Origin of the sequence: Gottfriedia endophytica, assembly GCF_017814275.1 — a bacterium.
GTDB lineage: Bacteria > Bacillota > Bacilli > Bacillales > Bacillaceae_G > Gottfriedia > Gottfriedia endophytica.
This window is the reverse complement of record NZ_JAGIYQ010000012.1, coordinates 19,055-44,057: the sequence shown is the minus strand read 5'-3', so window position 1 is coordinate 44,057 and position 25,003 is coordinate 19,055. Positions and strand designations below refer to the sequence as shown.

At 32.5% G+C, this 25,003-nt stretch carries 19 protein-coding genes; 18 read left to right on the top strand and 1 reads right to left on the bottom strand.

Going from position 1 to position 25,003, the window contains the following annotated elements:
• The first annotated feature begins 31 nt into the window (after nucleotides 1-31).
• From copZ to ligD, 13 genes are all read left to right on the top strand, one after another.
• Nucleotides 32-238 carry a copper chaperone CopZ gene (gene copZ, locus J5Y03_RS15380; protein ID WP_209406881.1) on the top strand — a complete coding sequence of 69 codons (207 nt, stop codon included), beginning with the start codon at nucleotides 32-34 and terminating at the stop codon, nucleotides 236-238.
• A 673-nt stretch (nucleotides 239-911) separates the two neighbouring features.
• Complete coding sequence (locus J5Y03_RS15375) at nucleotides 912-1,418, top strand: DinB family protein (RefSeq protein ID WP_209406880.1); 507 nt, start codon at nucleotides 912-914, stop codon at nucleotides 1,416-1,418.
• A gap of 217 nt (nucleotides 1,419-1,635) precedes the next feature.
• The gene (locus tag J5Y03_RS15370; protein WP_209406879.1) at nucleotides 1,636-2,589 is read left to right on the top strand and encodes a nucleoside hydrolase; all 954 of its coding nucleotides are present in this window, start codon (nucleotides 1,636-1,638) and stop codon (nucleotides 2,587-2,589) included.
• A gap of 225 nt (nucleotides 2,590-2,814) precedes the next feature.
• Nucleotides 2,815-4,167, top strand: a complete 1,353-nt coding sequence (locus J5Y03_RS15365; RefSeq protein WP_209406878.1) for a glycosyltransferase family 2 protein — start codon at nucleotides 2,815-2,817, stop codon at nucleotides 4,165-4,167.
• A 355-nt stretch (nucleotides 4,168-4,522) separates the two neighbouring features.
• Entirely contained in the window at nucleotides 4,523-5,818 is a 1,296-nt protein-coding gene (locus J5Y03_RS15360) for a globin-coupled sensor protein (protein ID WP_209406877.1), read from the top strand.
• Nucleotides 5,819-6,131: 313 nt separating this feature from the next.
• Nucleotides 6,132-7,247: a 4-hydroxyphenylpyruvate dioxygenase gene (gene hppD, locus J5Y03_RS15355; RefSeq protein ID WP_209406876.1), complete on the top strand. Its 1,116-nt coding sequence runs from the start codon at nucleotides 6,132-6,134 to the stop codon at nucleotides 7,245-7,247.
• Between the two features lie 11 nt (nucleotides 7,248-7,258).
• The gene (locus J5Y03_RS15350; RefSeq protein ID WP_209406875.1) at nucleotides 7,259-7,870 is read left to right on the top strand and encodes a flavin reductase family protein; all 612 of its coding nucleotides are present in this window, start codon (nucleotides 7,259-7,261) and stop codon (nucleotides 7,868-7,870) included.
• Between the two features lie 4 nt (nucleotides 7,871-7,874).
• Nucleotides 7,875-8,771: a fumarylacetoacetate hydrolase family protein gene (locus J5Y03_RS15345; RefSeq protein ID WP_209406874.1), complete on the top strand. Its 897-nt coding sequence runs from the start codon at nucleotides 7,875-7,877 to the stop codon at nucleotides 8,769-8,771.
• A gap of 10 nt (nucleotides 8,772-8,781) precedes the next feature.
• On the top strand, nucleotides 8,782-9,933 hold the full coding sequence (locus J5Y03_RS15340; protein WP_209406873.1) for a homogentisate 1,2-dioxygenase: 1,152 nt from the start codon (nucleotides 8,782-8,784) through the stop codon (nucleotides 9,931-9,933).
• Between the two features lie 474 nt (nucleotides 9,934-10,407).
• A complete protein-coding gene (locus tag J5Y03_RS15335) occupies nucleotides 10,408-13,440 on the top strand; it encodes an efflux RND transporter permease subunit (protein ID WP_209406872.1) in 3,033 nt (1,010 codons plus the stop codon).
• Nucleotides 13,441-13,805: 365 nt separating this feature from the next.
• Nucleotides 13,806-14,636, top strand: a complete 831-nt coding sequence (gene ku, locus J5Y03_RS15330; protein ID WP_209406871.1) for a non-homologous end joining protein Ku — start codon at nucleotides 13,806-13,808, stop codon at nucleotides 14,634-14,636.
• Between the two features lie 30 nt (nucleotides 14,637-14,666).
• The gene (locus J5Y03_RS15325) at nucleotides 14,667-15,608 is read left to right on the top strand and encodes an ATP-dependent DNA ligase (RefSeq protein ID WP_209406870.1); all 942 of its coding nucleotides are present in this window, start codon (nucleotides 14,667-14,669) and stop codon (nucleotides 15,606-15,608) included.
• Nucleotides 15,609-15,623: 15 nt separating this feature from the next.
• Nucleotides 15,624-16,880, top strand: coding sequence for a DNA ligase D (ligD, locus tag J5Y03_RS15320; RefSeq protein WP_209406869.1), 1,257 nt, complete (start codon nucleotides 15,624-15,626; stop codon nucleotides 16,878-16,880).
• A 366-nt stretch (nucleotides 16,881-17,246) separates the two neighbouring features.
• On the opposite strand, the gene J5Y03_RS15315 is transcribed toward ligD, so the two are convergent.
• Entirely contained in the window at nucleotides 17,247-18,230 is a 984-nt protein-coding gene (locus J5Y03_RS15315) for an LCP family protein (protein WP_209406868.1), read from the bottom strand.
• A gap of 871 nt (nucleotides 18,231-19,101) precedes the next feature.
• Between J5Y03_RS15315 and ytaF the strand changes: the two genes are divergently transcribed.
• The 5 genes from ytaF (at nucleotide 19,102) to J5Y03_RS15290 (ending at nucleotide 24,991) form a co-directional block, all read left to right on the top strand.
• A complete protein-coding gene (gene ytaF, locus J5Y03_RS15310) occupies nucleotides 19,102-19,746 on the top strand; it encodes a sporulation membrane protein YtaF (RefSeq protein WP_209406867.1) in 645 nt (214 codons plus the stop codon).
• A 402-nt stretch (nucleotides 19,747-20,148) separates the two neighbouring features.
• Entirely contained in the window at nucleotides 20,149-21,879 is a 1,731-nt protein-coding gene (locus J5Y03_RS20125) for a sensor histidine kinase (protein ID WP_209406866.1), read from the top strand.
• Nucleotides 21,842-22,633: a response regulator transcription factor gene (locus J5Y03_RS15300; protein WP_322099592.1), complete on the top strand. Its 792-nt coding sequence runs from the start codon at nucleotides 21,842-21,844 to the stop codon at nucleotides 22,631-22,633. Before J5Y03_RS20125 ends, J5Y03_RS15300 begins: the two co-directional genes overlap by 38 nt.
• A gap of 163 nt (nucleotides 22,634-22,796) precedes the next feature.
• Nucleotides 22,797-24,023, top strand: a complete 1,227-nt coding sequence (locus tag J5Y03_RS15295; protein WP_209406865.1) for an ABC transporter substrate-binding protein — start codon at nucleotides 22,797-22,799, stop codon at nucleotides 24,021-24,023.
• Between the two features lie 20 nt (nucleotides 24,024-24,043).
• The gene (locus tag J5Y03_RS15290; protein WP_209406864.1) at nucleotides 24,044-24,991 is read left to right on the top strand and encodes a carbohydrate ABC transporter permease; all 948 of its coding nucleotides are present in this window, start codon (nucleotides 24,044-24,046) and stop codon (nucleotides 24,989-24,991) included.
• The last annotated feature ends 12 nt before the right edge of the window (nucleotides 24,992-25,003 follow it).

The following is a 25,003-nucleotide window of genomic DNA, read 5'->3' as shown; positions in this document are numbered from 1 at the left end:
ATTTAATTAAAAAATAGTAGGAGGAAGAAAAATGGAACAAATTACTTTAAATGTAAATGGAATGTCATGTGGCCATTGTGTAAATTCGATTGAAAGTACAGTAGGAAAGATTAATGGGGTTAGTGAAGTGAAAGTTCATTTAAACCAAGGAAAAGTTGAGGTTTGTTTCAATTCAGAAACTGTATCAATTGACGAAATTAAGGAAGTAATTGAAGAACAAGGTTATGAGGTAGTATAAAAAATGAGGAGTGCATTTAAACTGAATGCGCTCCTTTTTTTAAGAAAGATTCTGTTAAAGTTTATTGTTGATAATCAATAAAGATGAGTTTGGAGATAAAATCCGCGAAACTCCTGAGGAAAAACGATACCGCCGAGAACACGCAGAGAGGTGCGTCAAGGAGGCTCGGTAATTCGGCCCTGGAAAGCTAATGGATTTTATCGAATATCAACAATCTAATTTAACAGGTTCTAAAGTTAATAGAGAGTTGTTTGAAACTGAAGGTGGGAAATCACTTTGAGCTCATCAAACGTCCTAATGAAATATAATAAACTTTATTAAAAAAGCGATTTTATTTAACTTGAAAATACTAACTAATTATAAGAACATATTTATTTTTGTATTAAATAAATATATATATAGATTAGAAGTATTAGTATTAATAAGGCTCTTATTTTAAAATTGTTGTTTTTTAGGGTTTTAAATTCAAAAGAGAGAAGATAATTGGAACGGAAGGGTGCTCGACTCCTGTGGGAGATGTGTGAAGGCTGAGACCCCACAGGAGCGTATGCGACGAGGAGGCTCAGCTCACGCCCCAAGGAAAGCGAGCATCCTGGAGTGGAAATCAACGTACACATACTAAATAGCAATAATGTATACAAAAACAGCCATTATTCAAAAGGATGTGTTAAGTATGAGCAAACATGTGTTAGACATGTACAATTATCACTATTGGGCGAACAAAAAAATATTTGATCGCTTAAAAGAATTACCTAATGATGTTTATTTTAAAGAAATTAATAGTATATTTCCTACAATATCAAACGTAATTACACATATTTATTTAACTGATTACGTTTGGTTAGATGTAATTTCTGGGAAAAGTATGAAAGAAGCTATGGGATTCGCTAATAGTATAGGAGAACAAACTAAGTCAATTGGAATTGAGGAAATGGAAACAAGTTATTTAAATTTATCAAAAAGATATATAGATATTTTAATAATGGAAGACAATGAAGAGCCAATAGTGGTGGATAATCCATATGCGGGAGGGCTCGAAACGTCAATATCTGAAACCATTTTACATATTGTCACTCATGGATCTTACCACCGAGGTAATATCGCTGCAATGTTACGGCAACAAGGATATCAATCTGTTATGCAGGATTATGGTTTATATTTATATGATAAAGAAAAGTAATACTAACATTCATTAACTATTAGATAAAGAAATTTATAAATATTGTCAGGATCTGTTAAAGATCCTTTTTATTTTGTCTTGTATTTTCAGCAGACAAAATACTCTTTAACGTGTTTTAAACAGAATTAATTTTTGTACTATTCATATCTATATAGTAAACAATTTGTTTCGAATCCATTGAATTGACTATTCTTTTTACATTTTTGGAGGAAAAGTTATGCAAAAAAAAGTACTATTGTTTACTGATTTAGGAATTGATGATGCATTTGCAATTATATATACCTTTTTTCGGGATGATATTAAAATCTTAGGCATTGTAGCGGACTATGGCAATGTAACGAGGGAAAAAGCTATATGGAATATTAACTATTTAAAATATATTTCAGGAAGACAAGATATACCAGTTTTTCTTGGTGCTTCAATCCCTTTAACTGGAAAAGCGGTTGGATCCTTTCCAGAGGTGCATGGTGAATCTGGATTAGGACCGATTATTCCTCCGAAAATCTCATCACCGGTTTATTCTGTAAATGATGTTTATCCGATAATAGATTCAAATAGTAATGATCTCTCAATTATTAATCTCGGGCGACTTTCTACTTTGGCAACGATGTTTGTTTTAAACTTGGAAAAAATGGCAAATGTGAAAGAGTACATATGTATGGGAGGAGCTTTTTTTTGTCCAGGAAATGTAACAGCTGTAGCTGAGGCTAATTTTTACGCAGATCCTTATGCTGCAAATTTAATTAACCAACATGCTAAGAATTTAACAATTATTCCTTTAAACGTTACACAAAATGCAATTGTGACACCTGAAATGGTTAAACAAATCGATTTATTTCATCAGAATACACGAGATCCGGCAGGGCTTATCATTAAACCGATTTTAGATTACTATTATAAGTTTTACTCACATTCGAATCCTGGTATAGCTGGAAGTCCTATGCATGACTTTCTTACGGTATGGTATTTGCTAAATCCACTTTCTGTACAAATCACAAAACTACCGATTAAAATAATTCCTGATCAAGGAGATGGATTTGGTCAAAGTATTGCAGATTTTCGTTCTAAACCAGATCCAGACTTTAAAGATCATAATGTAGCACTTCAGTTTGATTATGAAAGTTTTAAGTCAGATGTAATGAATACATTTTTACGAAAAAGGAAATTATGATTAATTTTTTAATAAAACGTTTTCAAGTTAATTTGGATTTAAATAATCGAATTCACTTAATGAACAAACCCAATCTATCAAATGGATTGGGTTTTTTATTACCACTATTTAGATTTTTAAATTTTATTTAAATAAGATATAATACTATTTTAATATAGAATAATAGTATTTTAATCATTATGTTTTATGATAGAAAATCCTATGAAAATACCAATAGGAGGACAGATGAAACCGAATTTAGAACCTATAAAACCTACTTTTAAATCAAGATTTACTCGATATTATTTGTCAGTTAATCTGAAATTTTGGATAAGTCATGTATTTGCTTTAGGGTGGACCATTTTTTCTATTTATCTTTCATTATCTTGGTTAAAAGATCTTTCAGAAATTTTTACTCTACCTATTGCCATTTTTATTATTGGCGGTATCGCATATATTCCAGGGTATTTGAATGCCTTTTTAATCGTCAGTTTAATTTTAGATCGACAGCCAAAATTGAAAAATGAATTTCCTTCTGATGATGTTACTTTACTTGTTGCTGCATATAATGAGGAGAAATCTATCTTTAACACGCTAAAGTATGTAGCAGATCAAGATTATGAAGGTATAATAAACGTCATTGTTATTAATAACAAATCTACAGATAACACAGGTAAGGAGGTAATAAGAGCGAAAAAAGAATTAGCTCTTAATCTTACCTTATTAAATGAATCGAATCCTGGTAAATTTAATGCATTGAATAAAGGATTAAAACACGTCCGTACTCCTTATGTGATTACTTTAGATGCAGACACTTTGCTTCATCCTTCTGCTATACGTTATTTAGTTTCTAGGATGAAAAGTAGTCCTTCAAATGTTTGTGCTGTTGCTGGGTCTATGCTTGTCCGTAATAGCCGTGAAAATATTTGGACTAAACTACAAGAATTTGATTATTTTCTCGGAATAGCTTCAATGAAAAGATTGCAAGGTTTGTATCAAGGTACACTAGTGGCGCAAGGGGCATTTAGTTTATACAAAACTGAATCTGTAAGAGAAGTGAAAGGTTGGCCAGATGCTATTGGTGAAGACATTGTTTTAACATGGAGACTTTTACACAATGGATGGAAGGTCTATTTCGAACCTTTGGCCGTTGCATTTACAGATGTACCTAATTCACTTGGACATTTCGCAACACAACGATCAAGATGGGCAAGAGGAATGATCGAAGGATTAATTGAAGTTAAACCATGGAATCAACCTCAAATCTATACAAAGTACATGACAGGAATCAACTTAATGATGATATATTTAGATACAGTTTACACATTTTGTTGGATTCCCGGTTTTGTTCTTGCTTTCTTTGGTATTTATTGGATTGTAGGACCAATGACATTACTTGTTTTACCATTAACGATTATAAGCTATGGTCTTTTATTTATCTTCCAAAAATATTATGTGTTCCGAAACCTTCATCTCAGAATTAGGACAAACAAAATCGGGTTTATTTTATTTGTCCTTTTTTATCAAATGATTATGTCTCCAGTTTCAGTATGGGGGTATTTACAAGAGTTTTTTAAATTAAAACGTGTATGGGAATAAATGAATTTTATATAGGAAATTGAAAATAAGGGGCGTGATTAACATCATTTGTCCCTTATTTTTATTACCTGGTACATTTCATTTTAAATGATTTTATCCAACTAATTACCCATATGGAAGTTGAAAATAATTTTTCAGTTATGGTAACTTTGGACCGTTGTCAGTAAGGCATTAACTCAGTTATACTCTATGAGATTAATAGAGTATAATTTTTATGTTTACAAAAAAGGGTTAGTACTAATATAATTTGTAATTGTAGATAATTGTCGAAAAATTGAGTAAAAACGCATAATTAATTTTGTTACTACATTATAATTTATCCCGATTATATTTACTAAAAAGGAGTGGTCTTTCATTGTTCTTTAAAAAAAAGTCGAATCAAGTTCATAATTTAAAAGAAACACTTGAAGAGAAGGTTGAATTAAATATCCAAAATGATAGTGAGATTTTAAAGCAGGTAAAAATGATAGGGCTTACATCTGATGATTTAAGGAGAATTAAGAGAATTCAACCTTTCATTATCGAGAGATTAGAAACCATCGTTAACGATTTTTATGAAAATTTAGAAAACGAACCATCTCTTGTAACAACTATCAATAATAATAGTACGATGGAAAGGCTAAAAAAAACACTAACCCAGCATTTAACAGAAATGTTTGACGGTGTAATTAACAACTCTTTCATTGAAAAAAGGGTTAAAATTGCTCATATCCACGTTAAAATTGGTTTGAAAACGAAATGGTATATGTGTGCATTTCAAAACTTATTTCTTTCATTACAGAGCATAGTTGAGGAAAAAATATTAGACAAGGAAGAATGTTTGGCAACTATTAGAGCTGTTTCAAAAATTTTGAACTTAGAACAACAAATAGTCCTTGAAGCATATGACAATGAAACAGATCGAATTCACAAAGAGAATCAAGAGAAAAAAATATTAGTAAGAGATAACGTATCAAATGCATCACAAAATCTTGCAGCTATATCCGAAGAAACGAATGCCTCTTTCCATGAATTAAATTCAAAATCTTTAGAAATAGTCTCTTTTGCAAAATCAGGTACAGAATTATCTGCACTAGCGGAAGAACGTGCAAAAAAAGGAAAAGAACAAATACATAATCAAAAGATGAATATGTCTAACATTACTAATTCAATTAAAGATATTTCAACAGATGTACTTGAATTAATAGACATTACGAAGCAAATGCAAGAAATTGTTAATATTGTCACTGCAATTGCAGACCAAACAAACCTTCTATCTCTAAACGCTGCAATTGAAGCAGCTAGAGCTGGTGAACAAGGGAAGGGATTTGCTATAGTTGCAGGAGAGGTGCGGAAATTATCTGAGGAAACAAAAAAATCTGTCACAAATGTATCTACATTGATTTTAAATACAAATACTGAAGTGCAAAAATTAATGCAATCACTTGAACAAATTAAAGGTGCAGTAATAGATGGTAATAGTAATATGAAAGAAACTGAAGACTATTTTGAAGAAATACTCAATACAATGAGAGAAACTAAAACTCAAAATAATAAAATTGAAAATGAAGTTCACTCTTTCGTAAGTGTCGTAAATGATTTAGGTAAAGCATTTGATGAAGTAGCATTTTCAGCAGATAGCTTAACGATGCTTACACATGAACTGAGCTGATGTTTAAAATTAGTTCAGATTAAATAATTTTAATAGATTAGAAATACAAAAGAATCTTCAATTCGGAGATTCTTTTTTTTGCTCAGAGGTAAGTCTATAGAAATAAAAGGAATTATATTTATTTAAATTTAATGAAAATTTATAATTTTTTGAAGGATTTTAGGTGAAAATGTAGAACAACTTGTAATACGTACCACCATGTAACAAACAAAACAACATGAAATGAGGTAAAGCTTCATATAATGTTGTAAGCGTTTGCTGAGCTTGTACATATTTTTCTTCAAAATTTTCTTAAATTATAGGAGGAATTAAAATGAAACAGAATGAATTAACAGAAGCAATTCATAGTCACGATTTATTTCCAGTTCAAGAAGTTCATCATTTAGAGTTGTATGTAGGAAATGCGAAACAAACAGCTTATTTTTTTGCGAACACTTTTGGATTTACTCCGATTGCATATGCTGGATTAGAAACAAAAGTACGTGATCAAGTTTCTTATGTATTAAAGCAAGGTAATATTCGTTTAGTAATCACTGGGACATTAAAAGAAGATTCACATATTACTGAGTTTGTAAAAAAACATGGTGATGGTGCAAAAGACATTGCCCTTTTAGTTGATGATGTAGAAGTAGCTTATCACGGAGCAGTAGAACGTGGGGCAGTTGGAATTTTACCACCTGTTGAACTTAGTGATGAGTATGGAACAGTTAAAAAAGCTGTCATTGCAACTTATGGCGATACAATTCATACATTGATTGAGAAAAAGGACTATAAAGGTGTATTTTTACCAGGATACAAAGATCGTGCATTTACAATTCCTGTTAATGAAACTGGGCTAATTGCAGTTGATCATGTTGTAGGTAATGTTGAAAAAATGGAAGAATGGGTTTCATATTATGAGAATGTAATGGGCTTTAAATCAATGATCCACTTTGATGATGATGACATTAGTACAGAGTATTCAGCATTAATGTCAAAAGTTATGACAAATGGAAGTCGTATTAAATTCCCAATCAATGAGCCTGCTGAAGGTAAACGCAAATCTCAAATTCAGGAGTATTTAGACTATAACAATGGACCAGGTGTTCAACATTTAGCTTTATTGACGGAGGATATTGTGGATACAGTCGCTAAACTTCGTAAACATGGTGTAGAATTTTTGAAAACTCCAGATTCTTATTATGATATGTTAACTGAACGTGTTGGAAAAATCGATGAAGATATTGAAAAATTAAGAGAGTTAAAGATATTAGTAGACCGTGATGATGAAGGTTATTTATTACAAATCTTTACTCGTCCGATTGTAGATCGCCCTACATTATTCATTGAAATTATTCAACGTAAAGGTGCAAGAGGCTTTGGTGAAGGAAATTTCAAAGCATTATTTGAATCAATTGAACGTGAACAAGAAATGCGAGGAAACCTATAAGGAGTAGAGCGATGGAAATTAGACCAGATACTTTACCATGGAATGATGCATATAAGCTTTTAATAGGTTCCGTTCTTCCTCGACCGATAGCATTTGTTTCAACAGTTAATAAAGAAGGTGCTGCGAATGTTGCACCTTTTAGTTTCTTTACTGCCATATGTGCAGATCCGATGTTAGTCTGTTTTGCTCCAATGATTAGAGGTACAGATGGTGGGAAAAAGGATACATTAGTAAACATTGAATTAACCAAGGAATTCATCATAAACATTGTGGGTAATGATATTGTAGAACAAATGAACAATACCTCAATTGAATATCCTTACGGTGTTGATGAATTTGAACAAGTTGGTCTAACGAAAATTGATGGAACTGCTGTAAATGTTCCTCGTGTAAAAGAAAGTTTAGTAGGTTTAGAATGCGAATTATATGAACTTTTACATTTTGGTGCTAATCCAGGTGCCGGTAGTTTAGTGATTGGTAAGGTAGTCAGTATTCATATTAATGATGTTTTATATGAAAATGGGAAAATTAATACTGAGAAACTAAATCCGATTGGTAGGTTAGCGGGGCATTCATATACTCGAGCAATTACTGATACATTTGTAATTGAAAGAAAAAGGTGAAGTTATGAAATTCGTAACATATCAATACGATGGCAAAGAAAGAGCGGGACTATTAAAAGAAGATTTCATTCTCGATTTATATGAATATAGTAATGGACAATTACCATCAGATTTACTATCTATCCTTGAAAACTACGAAGAGTATGAGGGGAAAATAGCTGAATTAACGGGAGAAGGAAAATCTCTTTCTTCCGTTAAATTGGTAGCTCCTCTTCCAAAACCAACAAGTATTCGTGATTTTTATGCGTTTGAGGAACATGTTAAAACATCTAGAGGACGAAGAGGATTAGATATGATTCCAGAATGGTATGAGGTTCCTGTATTTTATTTTACAAATCACAATGCTGTTATTGGACCAGATGATTCTGTCTACATACCTAGTAATTGTCACCGAATGGATTTTGAATTAGAGATAGCCTGTATTATCGGAAAAAGTGGTAAAAACATATCAATAGATGAAGCGGATGACTATATATTAGGCTATACAATTATGAATGACTGGAGTGCACGTGATATTCAAGCACACGAAATGAAGGTTGGTCTTGGTCCTTCAAAAGGAAAGGACTTCGCAACTTCATTAGGTCCAATAATTGTAACAAAAGATGAATTGGAACCATTCCGAACTGATAAAAGTTATGATCTACAGATGACTGCATCAGTTAATGGAAAGGTTATTTCAAATGGAAATTTTTCAACGATTTACTACTCTTTTGCACAATTAATAGCACATGCTTCAAAAGATACCATGATCTATCCAGGGGATGTAATTGGCTCAGGTACTGTTGGAACTGGGTGTATTTTAGAATTAGGTGAAGAGACCCATAGATGGTTACAAGATGGGGACGTAGTCGAATTAACGATTACGGAATTAGGATCACTTCGAAATACAGTTAGAAAGTGAGGGGAAGTAATTGTTTTATCGTCAGCTAGGAAGTATACCTCGAAAACGTCATATACAATTTCGAAAAGAGGACGGTTCATTATATAGAGAGCAAGTTATGGGTACAAAAGGTTTTTCAGGAACTCAATCTATTTTGTATCATCACTATATGCCAACCTCAGTAAGCGAAACGTCGTTCTATAAAAAAGTTGAAATTGAATTTGAAGAACTAAACTCTTTAAAACATCGACATATTCGAACAAATAATCTTGAGAAAACTGGAGATGCATTAGAGGGTAGAGTTTATATTCTAGGTAACTCAGATTTAATGATCGCTGTAGCTAATGTTACAAAAGAAAATAGTCACTTTTATCGTAATGGTGAGGGGGATGAAATGTTTTTCGTCCATTTTGGTACTGGAGAAGTTCAGACTATGTTTGGAACAATCACGTATCGTAAAGGTGACTATATTATGATTCCAATTGGAACAATTTATAAAGTTGTTCCATCATCAGATACAAAGTTACTAATTGTCGAGTCAAATAGTCAGTTGACTACACCTAAACGTTATCGAAATGAATATGGTCAAATGCTTGAGCATAGTCCTTTTTGTGAACGAGACTTTAGAGGTCCAGAAGTTCTAGAAACCTTTGATGAGAAAGGTGAATTTACAATCTTAACAAAGGCTAGGGGAAATCTCTACAAACACGTTCTAACTCATCATCCTTTTGATGTCGTTGGTTGGGATGGTTATTTATATCCTTGGGCCTTTAATATTGAGGATTTTGAGCCAATTACTGGACGAATCCATCAGCCGCCTCCAGTCCATCAAACCTTTGAAGGGCATAATTTTGTGGTATGTTCATTTGTACCTAGATTATTTGATTATCATCCAGAGTCAATTCCTGCACCTTATGTGCATAGTAATGTGAATAGCGATGAGGTACTTTACTATGTTGAAGGGAATTTTATGAGCAGAAAAGGAGTAGAATTGGAATCAATTACTCTCCATCCATCAGGCATACCTCATGGTCCACATCCAGGAAAAACTGAGGGAAGTATTGGGAAGAAAGAAACTCTAGAATTAGCGGTTATGATTGATACATTTAAACCACTATATGTGGTCAAGGATGCTCATGTGTACGAGGATCCAGAATATATGGGTAGCTGGGAAGAAAAGTAGAATCTTTGGATTCTGCTTTTTTTATTGTAAAACATAAAGGAAATTTTATTAATTTAAAGGCTTATTTCTAAAAGATTGTTACTTTAGAGATTTGAAGTTTTAAAGATAGAAGTTGATTTGGGCGGAAGGTGCGAGACTCCTGTGGGAAGAGCGGGAAGGCTGTGAGACCCTGCAGGCTAGCCGAGGAGGCTAGCTCACGCCACGCGGAAAGGAGCATCCTGGAGTTGTAATCAACTAACGAATTCCACGAAAACACCAAATTCAAATTACGTTATCGGTCTTAAGACTGATTTCTATTACTTCGGTAGGTCTATTGAAATGTTTACAATAAATAAATTACAATAAAAATGGAAAATTCAAACAACTAAACTTCAGTTCTATTCTAACCTAGTGTTTGAATAAAAATTTTAAAGTAAAATATGTAGCCAATTAAAGGAGAGTAGGATTAATTGGCTATGAAAAAAGGAGTGTATTATGGGTTCGTGGATTAAATTTTCTTTACGAAATGCTGCGGTTGTTTTTTTGGCCATGATGATGATTGTGATTGGAGGTATTTATTCAGTTAAAACAATTAAAATGGAACAAATGCCAAATGTGGATATTCCATATATAATTGTACAAATTCCGTATTCAGGTGCGACACCTAACCAAGTTCAAAATGATCTAGGTCAGCCACTTGAAGAAACATTATCAGGATTACAAAAGCTTAAAAACCTTTATATTGAGTCTCATAGTAATGTTGCAGTTGCTATTCTTGAATTTGAGATGAATAAGAATATGGCTGATGCTGAAAAAGATGTAACTACTGCTGTTGCTTCTATTAATTTGCCAGAAGGAGCAGGAAAACCAGTCATTTTAAAAGATGGTCCTTCAGCTGCACCTGTATTTAGTTTTGCTTTATCCTCTGACAAAAGTAATCAATCAGATTTAACACAATTTGTAAATGATCGAATAAAACCTACTTTAACAACTATTAACGGTGCGGGTATAATTGATATTTATGGAGAAGAAGATAAACAGCTTCTAGTGCAATTAGATGCTGAAAAAATGAAACAAAAAACTATAACTTATGAAATGGTTAAGCAATCTATTCTTTCCCATAACTTTTCAATCCCTTCAGGTCAAATAGATCTAAATGGAAAAACACTAAATGTTCAAGCTGATTTCCAGCTTAAATCCCCGGAAGATTTGAAACAAATTAATATTCTTGTACCAAATCCAAAAGGATTGCAAAAAGTAAAATTATCTGAAATTGCCAAAATAAACTATGGCAATAAGAAAGACGATGTTTATACAAGATTAAATGGTAAACCAGCAGTACTTGTTCAAATGAAAGCCCAAGCTGGTTCAAATGCTGTAGAAGTTGTTCGTCAAGCAAAAGAAAAGCTTAAAGATATAACAATCCCTAAAGATTATAAATTAACACAATTATACGATACATCAAAAGAAGTAAAAAAATCTGTTGATAGTATGCTTCGTGAGGTATTACTTGGAACATTATTTGCAGTAATCGTAACATTCATTTTCCTACGTAATATTAGAGCTACGATTGTAGCAGTACTATCAATACCTCTTTCGATTCTTGCTGCATTAATAACGATGAAGTATCTAGATTATAGTTTGAATATTATGACCCTTGCAGGTATTGCAGTTGCAGTTGGTCGCGTTATTGATGATTCAATTGTTGTGATTGAGAATGTTTACCGCCAGACACAGTTAAGCAAAGAAAGAAATGAAATGACCGTATTGACAGCGGCTAAAGAAGTAGGTGGTGCAGTTATGTCTTCAACACTTACAACTATGGCAGTATTCGGACCATTATCATTTGTTCCTGGTATTATTGGGAAATTTTTTGCGCCATTTGGAATTACAGTAATTGTAGCTCTTGCTTTTTCATTAATTGTTTCATTAACAGTCGTTCCATTACTAGCAAAAATTTTCTTACTTAAAATTACTCATAATGAGCCAAAGAAAACATTTTTACAAAAAGCCTATGCTCGAACACTTTCTTGGGTACTTCATCACAGAACAATCACATTAATTATGGCACTAGTTATCTTTATCGGTTCTCTAGGACTTATTCCTTTAATTCCAAAAAATTTCTTACCTGAAGAAAAGTCTCTTTCATATACCTTAACTGGGGATCTTCCAATTGGAACGTCACTTAATAAAGCAAATGTAGCAGCGAAAAACATAGAAAACATTCTTAGTAATGATAAGAATATAAAGGACTATCAAACATATTTAAATGGTGAACATTTAAATATTTTGATTGATTTAAAAGAAGATGCTACAAAAAGTGTAAGCCAGAAATTTGAAAAAGACACGCTCAAAAAAGTGAAAGCATTAGATGATACGATTCAATTTGCTTTAACGCCTATTGGGATAGCAGGTGGTGGAAATCAATTTAGATTAATCGTTGATGGTGGAAATCGATCTGACTTAGAAAGAGCAGGAAACCTAATTGTAGAAAAAATAAAAAACATAAAAGGTCTTTCTAATGTAAAAACAAATCTTTCAGGTGTTAAACCTCAATTAAATCTTGAAATAAATGATGACATTGCTGCAAATAAAGGATTAAATCCAATGGTCATAGCAAATTTTGTGCTGAGTCTAATAGCAGGAGAAAACGTTACAAATATTAGAATAGGTGATAAAACCACTTCTGTTGTATTAGGGCTGAAAAGTGGTGAGCTGAACTCAACTAATCGTATTATGGATCAAACACTAATTAATTCGTATGGTCAGCCTATTAAGCTTTCAGATGTAGCAACCCTAACCGAAAAACCAGGTCCTACGGCGCTTTACCGTTTAAATCAACAAGAGTATGTTGATGTTTCTGGCCGATTTACAACGGATAACATATCAGGAGTGCAGGCAGAAGTAAATAAAGAAATAAGTAAATTAAGGTTTCCAAAAGGGATAAAAACTCATTCAGAAGGTCAATCACAGGCCATGAACGAAGGATTTATTAATATGAGCATTGCGATGGTCATTGCAGTTGTGTTGGTATTCGTTGTCATGCTCATAACGTTTGGAAATGTTATAGTTCCGATTTCTATACTTTCATCATTACCATTCTTATTTACTGGAGGATTTTTAGGTCTATACTTCTCAAAACAAGCACTTGGTATGCCAGCTCTAGTCGGTTTTCTAATGCTAATTGGAATTGTTGTTACAAATGCAATTGTTTTAATGGACCGTGTGAAGGAAAACGAGAAGAAAGGAATGGAATTAACAAAGTCTTTATTAGAAGCAGGGACTTTACGTTTAAGACCAATTTTAATGACAGCATTAGCTACAATCGGAGCGCTCACTCCTTTAGCTCTTTCAACGGAGGGTGGACTCATCTCTCGTTCTTTAGCAATTGTAGTAATTTCAGGATTGCTTACTTCTACTATCTTGACGTTAGTTATTGTACCTAGTGTTTATCATGTATTAAAATCGATTAAGCAAAGAATATCGAAACAAAATAAGAATAGTGTATTAAAAGAAAAAGCTGTTTAGACCTTTCATCTACTAGTACACATTAATGTTTTTTAGAGATCAATATTATGGTCTCTTTTTTTATTTAGCACTTTTATTAAAGATTGTTGCTTTTAGGTTATGTAATTTAACAGACAGAAGTTGATTGGAACGGAAGGGTGCCCAGGCTTCTGTGGGAGATGCGTGAAGACTGAGACCTCACAGGAGCGTATGCGACGAGGAGGCTCAGCTCACGCCCCTAGGAAAGCGAGCATCCCTACGTTCCAATCAACTTACACATCCTGAAACGCAACACTGTATACGAAAATAGCCTTGATTTATAATTGCAAGCTGAATTAAATTTTCTTTTTTACAAAAACTAACGAAAAATAAAAAGGATGAGGATAATGCACACAGTTTGGAAAGGGACAATTAGTATGGGCTTGGTTACAATCCCAGTAAAGCTATATAGTGCTGTTGAAGATAAAACGATCAAATTTCGTCAATTTCACAAAGATTGCTTATCGCCCATTTCATACAAGAAAGTTGCGAGCTGTGATGATGATGTTACAAGTGATGAAATTATAAAGGTGTTTGAAACACCGAATGGACGTGTGGTGGAGATAACGGAAGCAGAATTAAATAAACTAAAAGAAGAGTTTGAATTAAAAACTGTTTCCATTATCGATTTTATTAAGCTTTCAGAGATTGATCCGATTTACTATGATAAAACATACTATGTTGGGCCGGATTCTGGAGGAGCAAAAGCGTATGCTCTTTTATCAGAAATACTGAAGAAAAGTAAAAAGATCGGTCTTGCTAAAATAACAATCCGTAGTAAACAATATTTATCAGCCATTAGACCGTATAAGAATGCACTTATTCTAGAAACATTACATTTTCCTGATGAAATTAGAACAATTGAAACTATCCCTGGAGGGGTGCCTGAGATATCAGCTGTTTCTGATCGTGAGTTACAAGCAGGTATGCTTCTTGTTGAACAATTAACAACAGAATTTAATCCGTCAAATTACACAGATACTTATCGTACTGCATTAGAGCAGTTAATTTCAGACAAAGTGCAAAAGAATGAATTTATTTCTACAACAGCAGAAGAACCGTCTGAGCAAAAAAATGTTGTTGATCTTATGTCAGCTCTTCAAGCAAGTATTGAACGAACCAAAGATGCAGCTCCACCTAAAAAGCCTAGAACTACGAGAAAAAAGGCTACAAGTTAAGATTCAATAGTTAAGATAAGGGTGATTTACATGGAAATAGAACCAATTTACCCCTTTGAACCAATTTCATCAGATAACATCCCTGAAGGTGAAGAGTGGGTTTCACAGATTAAATGGGATGGGGTAAGAGTTTTAACTTATTTTAATGGTGACATTGTCAAATTATTTAATAGAAAACTAAATGAGCGGACGCCTATTTTTCCTGAGCTTACAAACATCAATTCCTATATTAACGCAAAATCATTCATTTTAGATGGTGAAGTGATTGCCTTAGATAAAAACGGTAAGCCATCTTTTCATGAAGTAATGCGTAGAGATGGAATTAGGCGTTTGGATCGAGTAAATCATGTTATGAAATCTGTCCCAATTTACTATATGATCTTTGACATTGTTTATTTTAACGGTGATTGGATCAATAATGAACCTTTAAAAAAAAGACTAGAGATATTGTCAAAAATAATTAAACAAAATGATCATGTTCAATTGGTGCCAACACAAAGTGATGGAAAAGCTTTGTATGAAGTCTGTAAACAACATGATTTAGAGGGAATTGTTTGTAAAAACCTTAATAGTCGGTACATTATAAATGGCAAAAATGCAGATTGGCAAAAAGTTAAAAATTATAAGGACTTAATTGCAGTGATCGGTGGAGTTACTTATCGTTCAAACATCGTGAATTCGATATTGATTGGTCTTTATGATGATCAGGATCAACTTTGGTTTATTGGACATGTTGGTACAGGAAAACTAACAGTTAAGGAGTGGGAAGCTTTTACGAAAGTGGTGGAATCAATCAAAATTGATACGAAACCATTTATTAACAAACCTGAGAGGGTAAAAGAAGTAAAATGGGTTCAACCATTAATAACAGTTAAAGTACAATTTATAGACTGGCCAGAGGGGCATTCACTTAGACAACCTAGTATCCAGGCATTCGTAAACCAAGATCCGAAAACTTGTAAATTGAAATAATAAAAGGAAGAGTTTATGGATTATCCAATAAATAATATTTTTTCTAAAAAAAGATCGAAATATAGTGGTTCCTTTTTTCTAATAGGCTTTAGTACACACGATCAAACTTTTCAAATAGGAATAATTAAAGAACGCAAAATCGTTCGTATTGGCTCATTCAAAAAGGGTCTAAAACAAAATGAAAAAGAAATTTTAACTAAAACGGTAGTTGATAACCAAAATGGTAAAGAAAATGAAATAATAATGGTTGATCCGAGTATATGTGTTGAAATAGCTTTTCAAAGTGTTGAAAACGAACAATTAATAAACCCGATTTTTAAATCGTTCCTTCTTCAACAAGATTGGGAACAATGTACATGGGATCGTCTAATATTAAACAATGTCCCAATTGATAATGAAATCAAGATTACACATCCAGAAAAAATCATATGGAATGACCCTAGTGTAAATAAAGAAAATTTTCTCGCTTACTTAGCACAAATTTCTCCGTTTATTCTTCCATTTTTAGAAAAAAGATTATTAACGACAATTCGGTACCCAAAAGGAATAACAGGAGAATCTTTTTTTCAAAAAAACTGTCCAGATTATGCACCTAAATTTATTAAAACAGTCGAAAATGATGGTATTAAGTATATTATTTGTAATGACTTATCGACATTAATATGGCTAGGAAATCAATTAGCAATTGAATTCCATATACCGTTTCAGACTGTAGATAGTAATTATCCTATTGAAATTGTATTCGACTTGGATCCTCCATGTAAAGAAGCGTTTCCTTTAGCAATAAAGGCAGCAAAAGAAATGAGAAAAATTTTCGACTCATTCAATTTAATTAGTTACCCAAAACTCTCAGGAAGTAAAGGTTTACAAATACATATCCCGATTAAACGTAATACATTAACTTACAATGAGACCAGATTGTTTACATCTTTTATAGCAGATTATTTAGTCGAAAAGTTTCCAGATGATTTCACAATTGAACGTTTGAAAAAGAATAGAGGAGGAAGACTTTATTTAGATTATGTCCAGCATGGGGAAGGTAAGACGATCATATGTCCATACTCAACTAGAGGAAAGGAATTACCAACAGTAGCAACTCCGCTTTATTGGGATGAAATTACTGATCAGTTAAAATTTGAAAATTACATTATACCAATGGTACTTAATCGACTTTCAAGTGGTAATTGTCCTATGAATGACTATTTTGAACAAGAAAATCCTTCACTATATGACATAATAAATGCATTAAAGGAAAATAAAAATAAGTTTTAAAAGTAAAATAAACCAACTAAGAGCCTAAACAAGAAGAAGATTAATTTAGGCTTTTTTCTAAAAGATTGTTGCTATTGAGATTTGTAACGTTAAAGACAGAAGTTGATTCGGGCGGAAGGTGCGAGACTCCTGTGGGAATAGCGGAAAGGGAGCAACCTGGAGTTGTAATCAACTTTCGCATTCTAAAATAGCAACAATGTATATGAAAATAGCCTTAATTTAAATAGGATGGTGAATTAAATGAATGGACATGTATTACAGAACTAAATTTTTATAGAAACTTAAAAAATAACATATTATGACTTTAAACCATTAAAAATAGCTGAACAAAAGATTAAATTACTAATCAATTGTTCAGCTATTTTATTATTGTGCATTTACTGAATTGGTTTGAGATTGATCAAGATTCAAGTGGGCACGCATTTTATTTGAAATATCACTTACGCTTGTTGGGTCTGCAATGTAGTAATAAACACCACCATCGTTCGAACCGTTACCTTCAAGTTTAAGTGTTTCAATATTTTGGGAAGTTGCGCCTTTCATGTCATTAAATACTGAAAGTCCTTGAGAAATGCTCATGTTTGTTTTAACATTTTGACTAAAAACTTGTGCATAATTGTCAATATTTAAAAGTGTTTCTGGTGATTTTAATTTATCAATTATCGCCATCATAACTTGTTGTTGACGGTCTTCACGTCCAAAATCACCACGTGGATCACGTTTTCTCATCCGAGAGTATGCTAATGCTTCAGTACCGTTTAAATGTTGTACGCCTTTATGGAAGTAAACTGTGCCACGAGGTTTTGCGTCTGTATGTTCCCAGAAATCAAAAGGAACATTTACATCAATTCCACCTACAGCATCAACAATATTTTTAAAACCATTAAAATCAACTGTTACATAATAATCAATGGGAACATGTAAAAAGTTTTCCACAGTATCTACTGCAGATTGAAGACCTCCATTATATGCACCATTAATTTTTGAATCTACATTTCGATACGGAATATATACTTTTGTATCACGAGGAATACTTAATTTTTCAATTGTTTTATTTTTTGGATTAACAGTCGCTAAGATCATTGAGTCTGTTCTTCCACCTACACCTTTTGTTGAATAGTTTTCTATTCCTAAAAATAATATTGAAAACGGCTGAGAGACCTGCGCTTCCTGTTTACGAATAGTCGAGTGGATTTGTTGGCCTTTTGTTGTGTTTTGTAAGGCAACATATGCCTTAACCCCTTTATATCCTATAAATACAATAGCAATCGCGAAAATTACAAGAAAGCTCCTTAAAATAGGGTGTTTTTTCTTCCTTTTTCTTTTAGTTGATTTACGTGTTTCACTCATTAGTACGTTTAGACCTCCTTCATTGTATAGACCATTGAATTCTTAAATCCATCTATAGTAATTTAGTCGATAGAAACTTCAATGTTATTCATAGTTTTTTATATTGAGATTTTAACATGCTATGTTGAATCTTTCTGCAACCTCTTTATTAAAAATTGCTTAAATTTTTTCAACAAATATCTATTTAAACTATTGATTTAATACAAAATCCACTATTTTTCGACTATTAAAATTGTAAGAACAGTCTAATTGAGAATAAAAAACAAATGGATTTTTGTCAATATAAATAGAATAAAAGAGTTTTAAGAAATTATTAGGTTTCTTAAAAAATTTAAACATGGCAGTATAACAAAAACAATAGAAATAAAGTTAATTATTCCTGGTTTCTATTTAAAAAGTATAATAATTTTTTCTTTTTTTTGAAGGCTCTGTTAAATAAGATTATGGATATTCAATAAAATCCACTCTCTTTTCGCGGACGAACCAACGAGCCTCCTCGCTCGTACCTCTGTGTGGTCTCAGATGCCTCATTTTTCTGCTTGAGTTTCGCCGATTTTAACTCAAAACTCATCTTTATTAATTATCAACAATAAACTTTAACTGTGCCTACTTAAAAATAACCTAAACAAGTTACTATATGAGGAGAACATCATATTATGAAATATGTATTGATTTAGGTCTAATGGAAAAATTTCTTAAACACCATAAGTAGATGGCAATTCTTAAATGACTATTTATTCCGCATTAACGGGCAGTAAAACCCCAATCTCAAGTTTCAATAGAAACGAGGAAGATTAGTGGGGGATGAACGCCCCCACTGATGGAAGTTTCACTTTATAAGAATTTTGCCATATAAAGGAGTATAACGAATATGACTATTACATCTTGGATTCCTGTTCTTTTGCTTGCATTGTCATCTAGCATTGACAATTTTGGAGTAGGGGTATCTTATGGTATTCGCGGTATTCATGTAAGTTTTTGGGGTAACTTTATTATTTCCATAATTGCTTTTTTATTTAGTGAATTAGGTATTATATTTGGGCAATACATTTCAAATGTATTTCCTGGTGCTATGTCTAATGTCATAGGTGCTTTGTTTTTATTTGTGATTGGCCTCAGAATTGTTCTGTTAGCAATTCCCAGAAAAAAGAAAGTAAACTCAAAAAAACAAGTTGTTAATGAATCTTCTTCAAATAGTGTAACTGGTTATTTAAGTTCTCCTGAAAAAGCTGATTTTGATCAATCAGGCGATATTGGCTTTTTAGAATCAATCGTTTTAGGAATCGCAGTATCTATGAATGCTTTAACAAATGGTGTAGGTGCTGGATTAATAGGATTATCCCCACTTGCTATATCAATCTCGGCCGGTATTTTTAGTTTTCTTGCTATTGGATCAGGAGTCGCTTTAGGAAAAAAAGTAGCAAATGTAAGAATTGGATCATGGACAATAGGACAATTTAGTACAATTTTAAGTGGAGTTATATTAGTTTTAATTGCACTTCGTAATCTAATTTAAAATGAGTGAAGATTCCATTTACTCATATATGTTAACATTCAAATTAAGTAGCTGAGTATAAAATCAGCTACTTTTTACTTTTTAATAAACAAAATTTATGCAACATGCTTCGAAATAAAATTTTTAGAAAGGATTTTTTCGTTATAGAGAGAAGTAAGTTTGTAAAAATAATTTATAAAGATCTATGTAATCGGATGCTTAGTTAAAGTTTATTGTTGAAATTAATGAAGCTGAGTTTTGAGATAAAATCCTCGAGACTCCTGCGGAAAAACGAGGCTGCCGAGACCCCGAAGCCTTGGACTAACGAGGCTAGATGGTTCGTCTGTGGAAAGCGAGTGGATTTTATCGAATACCAATAATCTTTATTAAAAGAGCCTAATCTTAAAAAAAGGATCGTTGATAATGAAAAGTGTAAGAGAATTCCTGTATCATCTAGGTCATTTGAACACACAAAAAAAGCTATTAATAATGTTTTTGTTTGTAGCAATCATTCCTTTAGTGACATTGGGGTTAATCTCTTTTTTCCAGTCCTCAAGTGTAGTGAAAGAACAGTTTAGAAACTATAATCAATTTGCTGGTGAGAAGATCCAAAAGGAACTGGATCGGATGATTGGAGATATGTATTTTAGTGTTGAATCGATAAAGCAATATATTAAAGATCAATCCTCAATCGAGTTAAGTGACCAGAGACCTAAAACATACGCTGATTTTAAAGAAGAAATTAATTTAGAAAGAATGATTCAGACATATCAAAATGTTGGAATTAAAGGGATCTATTTAATTACATCATCTGGCTATTATTACGGTGATAGAAATCTGAATTTTGAAAAACTTCAAAAGATCGAAATTTTAAATAAGGCAAGAGGAAAACAGGATATCGAAATTGGAATTTATACTCCAACGCATTATAAAGAAAATAATCCTAAAAAAGTTATCGGTCTAGTTGTTCCTCTTAAGATATCATATGGCGCATTAAAAAATAGCTATATCTTAATTGAAACAGACGCAGATGATTTATTTAAAATGATAAATGTATTGGAAACTGACTTAGATTCTCGTATATCTATTTATAATCAGTCGGGTGAATATTTGTATCGCACAATCAGTAACAAGAAAAATTTAGAAAATGACGTTGTTTGGACTGAGTCTACTAAAACAAGTAACTGGAAGATTCAATTTAGAATTCCAAATGATGTATTTTATAAGTCAACTAAAGTAATAGTAAAAGTCGTTACAATTGGTATGATCATTGCCATTTTATTGGCTGTTGTTTTATCCTATTTATTTTCAAAACAGTTCTCAAGTAAGATTCAAAAACTAAAGCTTGCAATAGACGAAGTGAGTAACGGAATATTTGATAAAAAATTACCGATTCAACCAAAAGATGAAATCGGAAAACTAAGTTTTCATTTTAATAGAATGGTTTCTAAAATTAAACAATTGATGGAAGAAATTAAGAAATCAGAGGAACTTAAACGAGAAGCAGAGTTGAAGGCTGTTCATTATCAAATAAATCCACATTTATTGTTTAATACATTAAATACCATTCAGTGGAAAGCACGTATAGATGGAAATCATGAAATTAGTAAAATGTTAATTCACTTAACGAAAGTTCTACAAGGAAATTTAAATTTTACAATTGGACTTATCTCTCTTAAAGAGGAACTTGAAGCCATTCATCATTTTTTAGTCATTCAAGAACTACGATACGGTCCTAATTTTACATGTAAGTTTGAAATGGATAAAAAACTTGAACAAGCATTAATCCCCAGAATGACGCTTCAACCAATGCTTGAGAATATATTTTTCCATGCTTTTGAGGATGGTCGAGGTGAAATTTACATAGAAATAAACGAAAAAAATGGCTGTTTTGAACTTATTCTGAAAGACAATGGAAAAGGAATGTCAAAGCAAAGATTAGAAACCATATTTTCACCTCCAACATCCGAAACGAATGTAAGAGGAATTGGAATGTACAATGTAAAGCAAAAATTTACTATACATTTTGGAAAAAACCATAGGATAATTGCAGATTCCATTGAAGGGCAAGGAACGATTATTTCGATTTATTGGCCAAAAAGGTGGGTGGGAGAGAGTGAAAGAAACACCGATTATCAAAGTGTTAATAGTTGATGATGAAACAATCGTACGTAAAGGATTAATTGCAACTGTAGATTGGCAAAAGTATGGTATGGAAGTTATTGCTGATGCACCTAACGGTTTGAGAGGATGGGAGGAATTTTTAAAACATCAGCCTGAAATCGTCATTACAGATATAGTCATGCCAGAGGAAAATGGACTAGTGCTTTCAAAGAAAATAAAAGAAAATTTTCCTAAGACAAAAATTTTACTTTTGAGCTGTCATAAAGATTTTGAATTTGCGCAAGAAGGCTTAAAAATTGGGGCATCAGGGTATCTTTTAAAGACATCGTTTGAAGATGAAGATTTAAATCAGTTTCTATCTTCATTCCAAGATGACATTTTAAAAGAAAGTCTTTTAAGTCCGAAACCTGCTTTTGATCATATACACGAAAATGTTCAACATTGTCCAAAAGTAATTTCTACTGTAATGGAATATGTCATTTCCAACTTATCTGAACCTATTTCAGTTAATGGTATAGCAGAATTTGTAGGAATGAGTCGGAGTCATTTAAGTACGTTATTCAAAAAGAAAACGGGTTTTAGTATTCATTCATTTATTGAAAAAAAGAGAATAGAATTATCGGACCACTTATTAAAAACATCTTCTCTAACAATTCAAGAGATTGCTGAAAAGGTTGGGATTGAAGATTCAAAATATTTTAGTAAATGGTACAAAAAATGTACTGGTTTTCCACCTTCTAAATATCGGACAAAACAAAAATACACCTTACACCGAACAAAATGACATGAATCCGTAAAATGAAGATAAAAGTACACTTTTAATCTAACATATGGATGTGTTTAACCGCTTTCATTCGATTTATAATGAAGGTGGTTAATTTTTTGAAAATTTAGATATTTAGAGAGGAGACGGGGTTCTTATGAAAAGAAATAAGTGGTGGGCCATTATGCTGACTTTTGTTGTATTGTTCGTTACAGCGTGTGGATCAAAAGGTGTTACTGGAGAAAACAACAAAAACGATAAGAAAGTACTTCGATTCGCAACATGGGATTCTGGAGAAACACTAAAAATTCAACAAAATATTGCAAAGGAATTTGAAAAAGCTAACCCTAATGTAAAAGTTCAAGTTGAAGCATATGGAGATGGATTTGATCAAAAACTTGCTGCTTCTTTTGGTGCGAAAAACCCACCAGATGTGATGTATATGTGGGATTTCTCTACATATCATCAGTCATTGGAACCTTTAGGACCATTTATAAAAAAAGACAAAGACATTAATATGGATGATTTTTACCCAGGCCTATTTAATTATTCAAGTGTTAATGGAGAAGTATATGGTATGCCAGCTGGTTTTACAACAATGGTCGTTTATTACAATAAAAAACTATTTGATCAATATAAAATCCCTTACCCTACAAGTGGATGGACATGGGACGATTTTAAAACTATTGCTAAAAAATTAACAGATAAAAAGAAAAAACAATACGGTTTCGGCGTATCTTCTGAGCCTGATACGTATGACCTTCAAGGGTTAATTTGGAGTAATGGTGGAAGTTATGTTAGCGATGATGGAAAAGAAATTAATGGCTATATGAACAGCCCAGAAACAATCGATGCATTACAAATGTACTCTAATATGGTAAAGGATGGAATAGCTGTCTTAGTAGGGGGCAAAAATCAACAAAGTGGAAGCGATATTTTTAAATCTGGCAAGCTTGGAATGTATATTAGCGGAATTTGGCCATTAGATGGTTTTAAGAATGCTGGAATTGATGTCGGAACTGCAGTTATTCCTGGATTTGGATCTAAACCTATAAAAGGATTAATTGCTTCTTCTGCTGTTTCAATCGCCAAGGATTCAAAACAAAAGGATTTAGCTTGGAAATTTGTTAAATTCTATTCATCTGAAAAAGCAATCAAAATGAGAAAGGCTGATTTACCTGTTCGAAAAAGTGTAGTTGAAGAAACAAAAATTACAGAAGATGAATTATATAAGCCTTTTTATACAATGCTTGAAAACTCATCAAATACACCTGCATTTCTTTTAAATTCGAACTGGAACGAGATAAATCGTAACCTTTCTGCTGCGATCAATGCGATCATGCTTGGGGATGATGCTAAAAAACTACTAAATCAAGCAGTAAAGGATTCTGAGAAATATGTAAAAAAATAAGCTGCACTAGGAGGATTTTAATGAAGACAAGCGTAAGTTATAAAACAGTAAATTCCTCTATTCAAGTTAAAAAGAAAAAGCAATGGGGCAAGCTTGCCCCATATTTTTTCATTGCACCTTGGATTGCTGGACTTTTACTTTTTACGTTAGGACCTTTATTGTATTCACTTGTCATTAGCTTTTTTGATTGGCCGATTGTTGGGGAAAGAAAATTTGTCGGATTTGACAACTATGTCACAATGTTTACGGATGATCCGTTATTTTGGCATTCACTATGGGTAACTGTAAAATTTGCATTACTATTTGTACCACTCAATATCATTTTGTCACTTCTTTTGGCAATCTTGTTAAATAAAAATTTAAAAGGAAGTTCATTATTTAGAACTTTTTTCTATGTTCCTTCTGTCATATCAGGAGTTGCTTTAGCGATGATATGGGCTTGGGTTTACAATGGAGATTATGGAATATTGAATTATTTACTGTCTTTAGTTGGAATTCAAGGACCAGATTGGCTGAATAAACAAGGTTGGGCCATGATTGCAATGGTTATTGCTAGTTTATGGGGCCAGGGAACAATGATGCTCATCTTTTTAGCGGGATTGAAAAATATCCCACAAGAATTATATGAAGCTGCTGAAATTGATGGTTCTGGTAAGATATATAGTTTTTTCAAAATTACATTACCTCTTTTAACACCAACACTGTTATTTAATTTAATTACTACGATTATTAGTGCGTTTCAACAGTTGACATTAGCGTTAGTGCTAACGGGCGGAGGACCACTTCAGTCTACATACTTTTATGCAATGTATGTTTATGAAAATGCATTTAAGTATTTTAAAATGGGGTATTCTTCTGCTAATGCTTGGATCATGTTTTTAATTGTATTATTTTTGACTTTACTCGTTTTTAAATCCTCATCTGCCTGGGTGTATTACGAAAATGAAGTCAAAAACGAGAACGCTTAATATGGGGGGCTA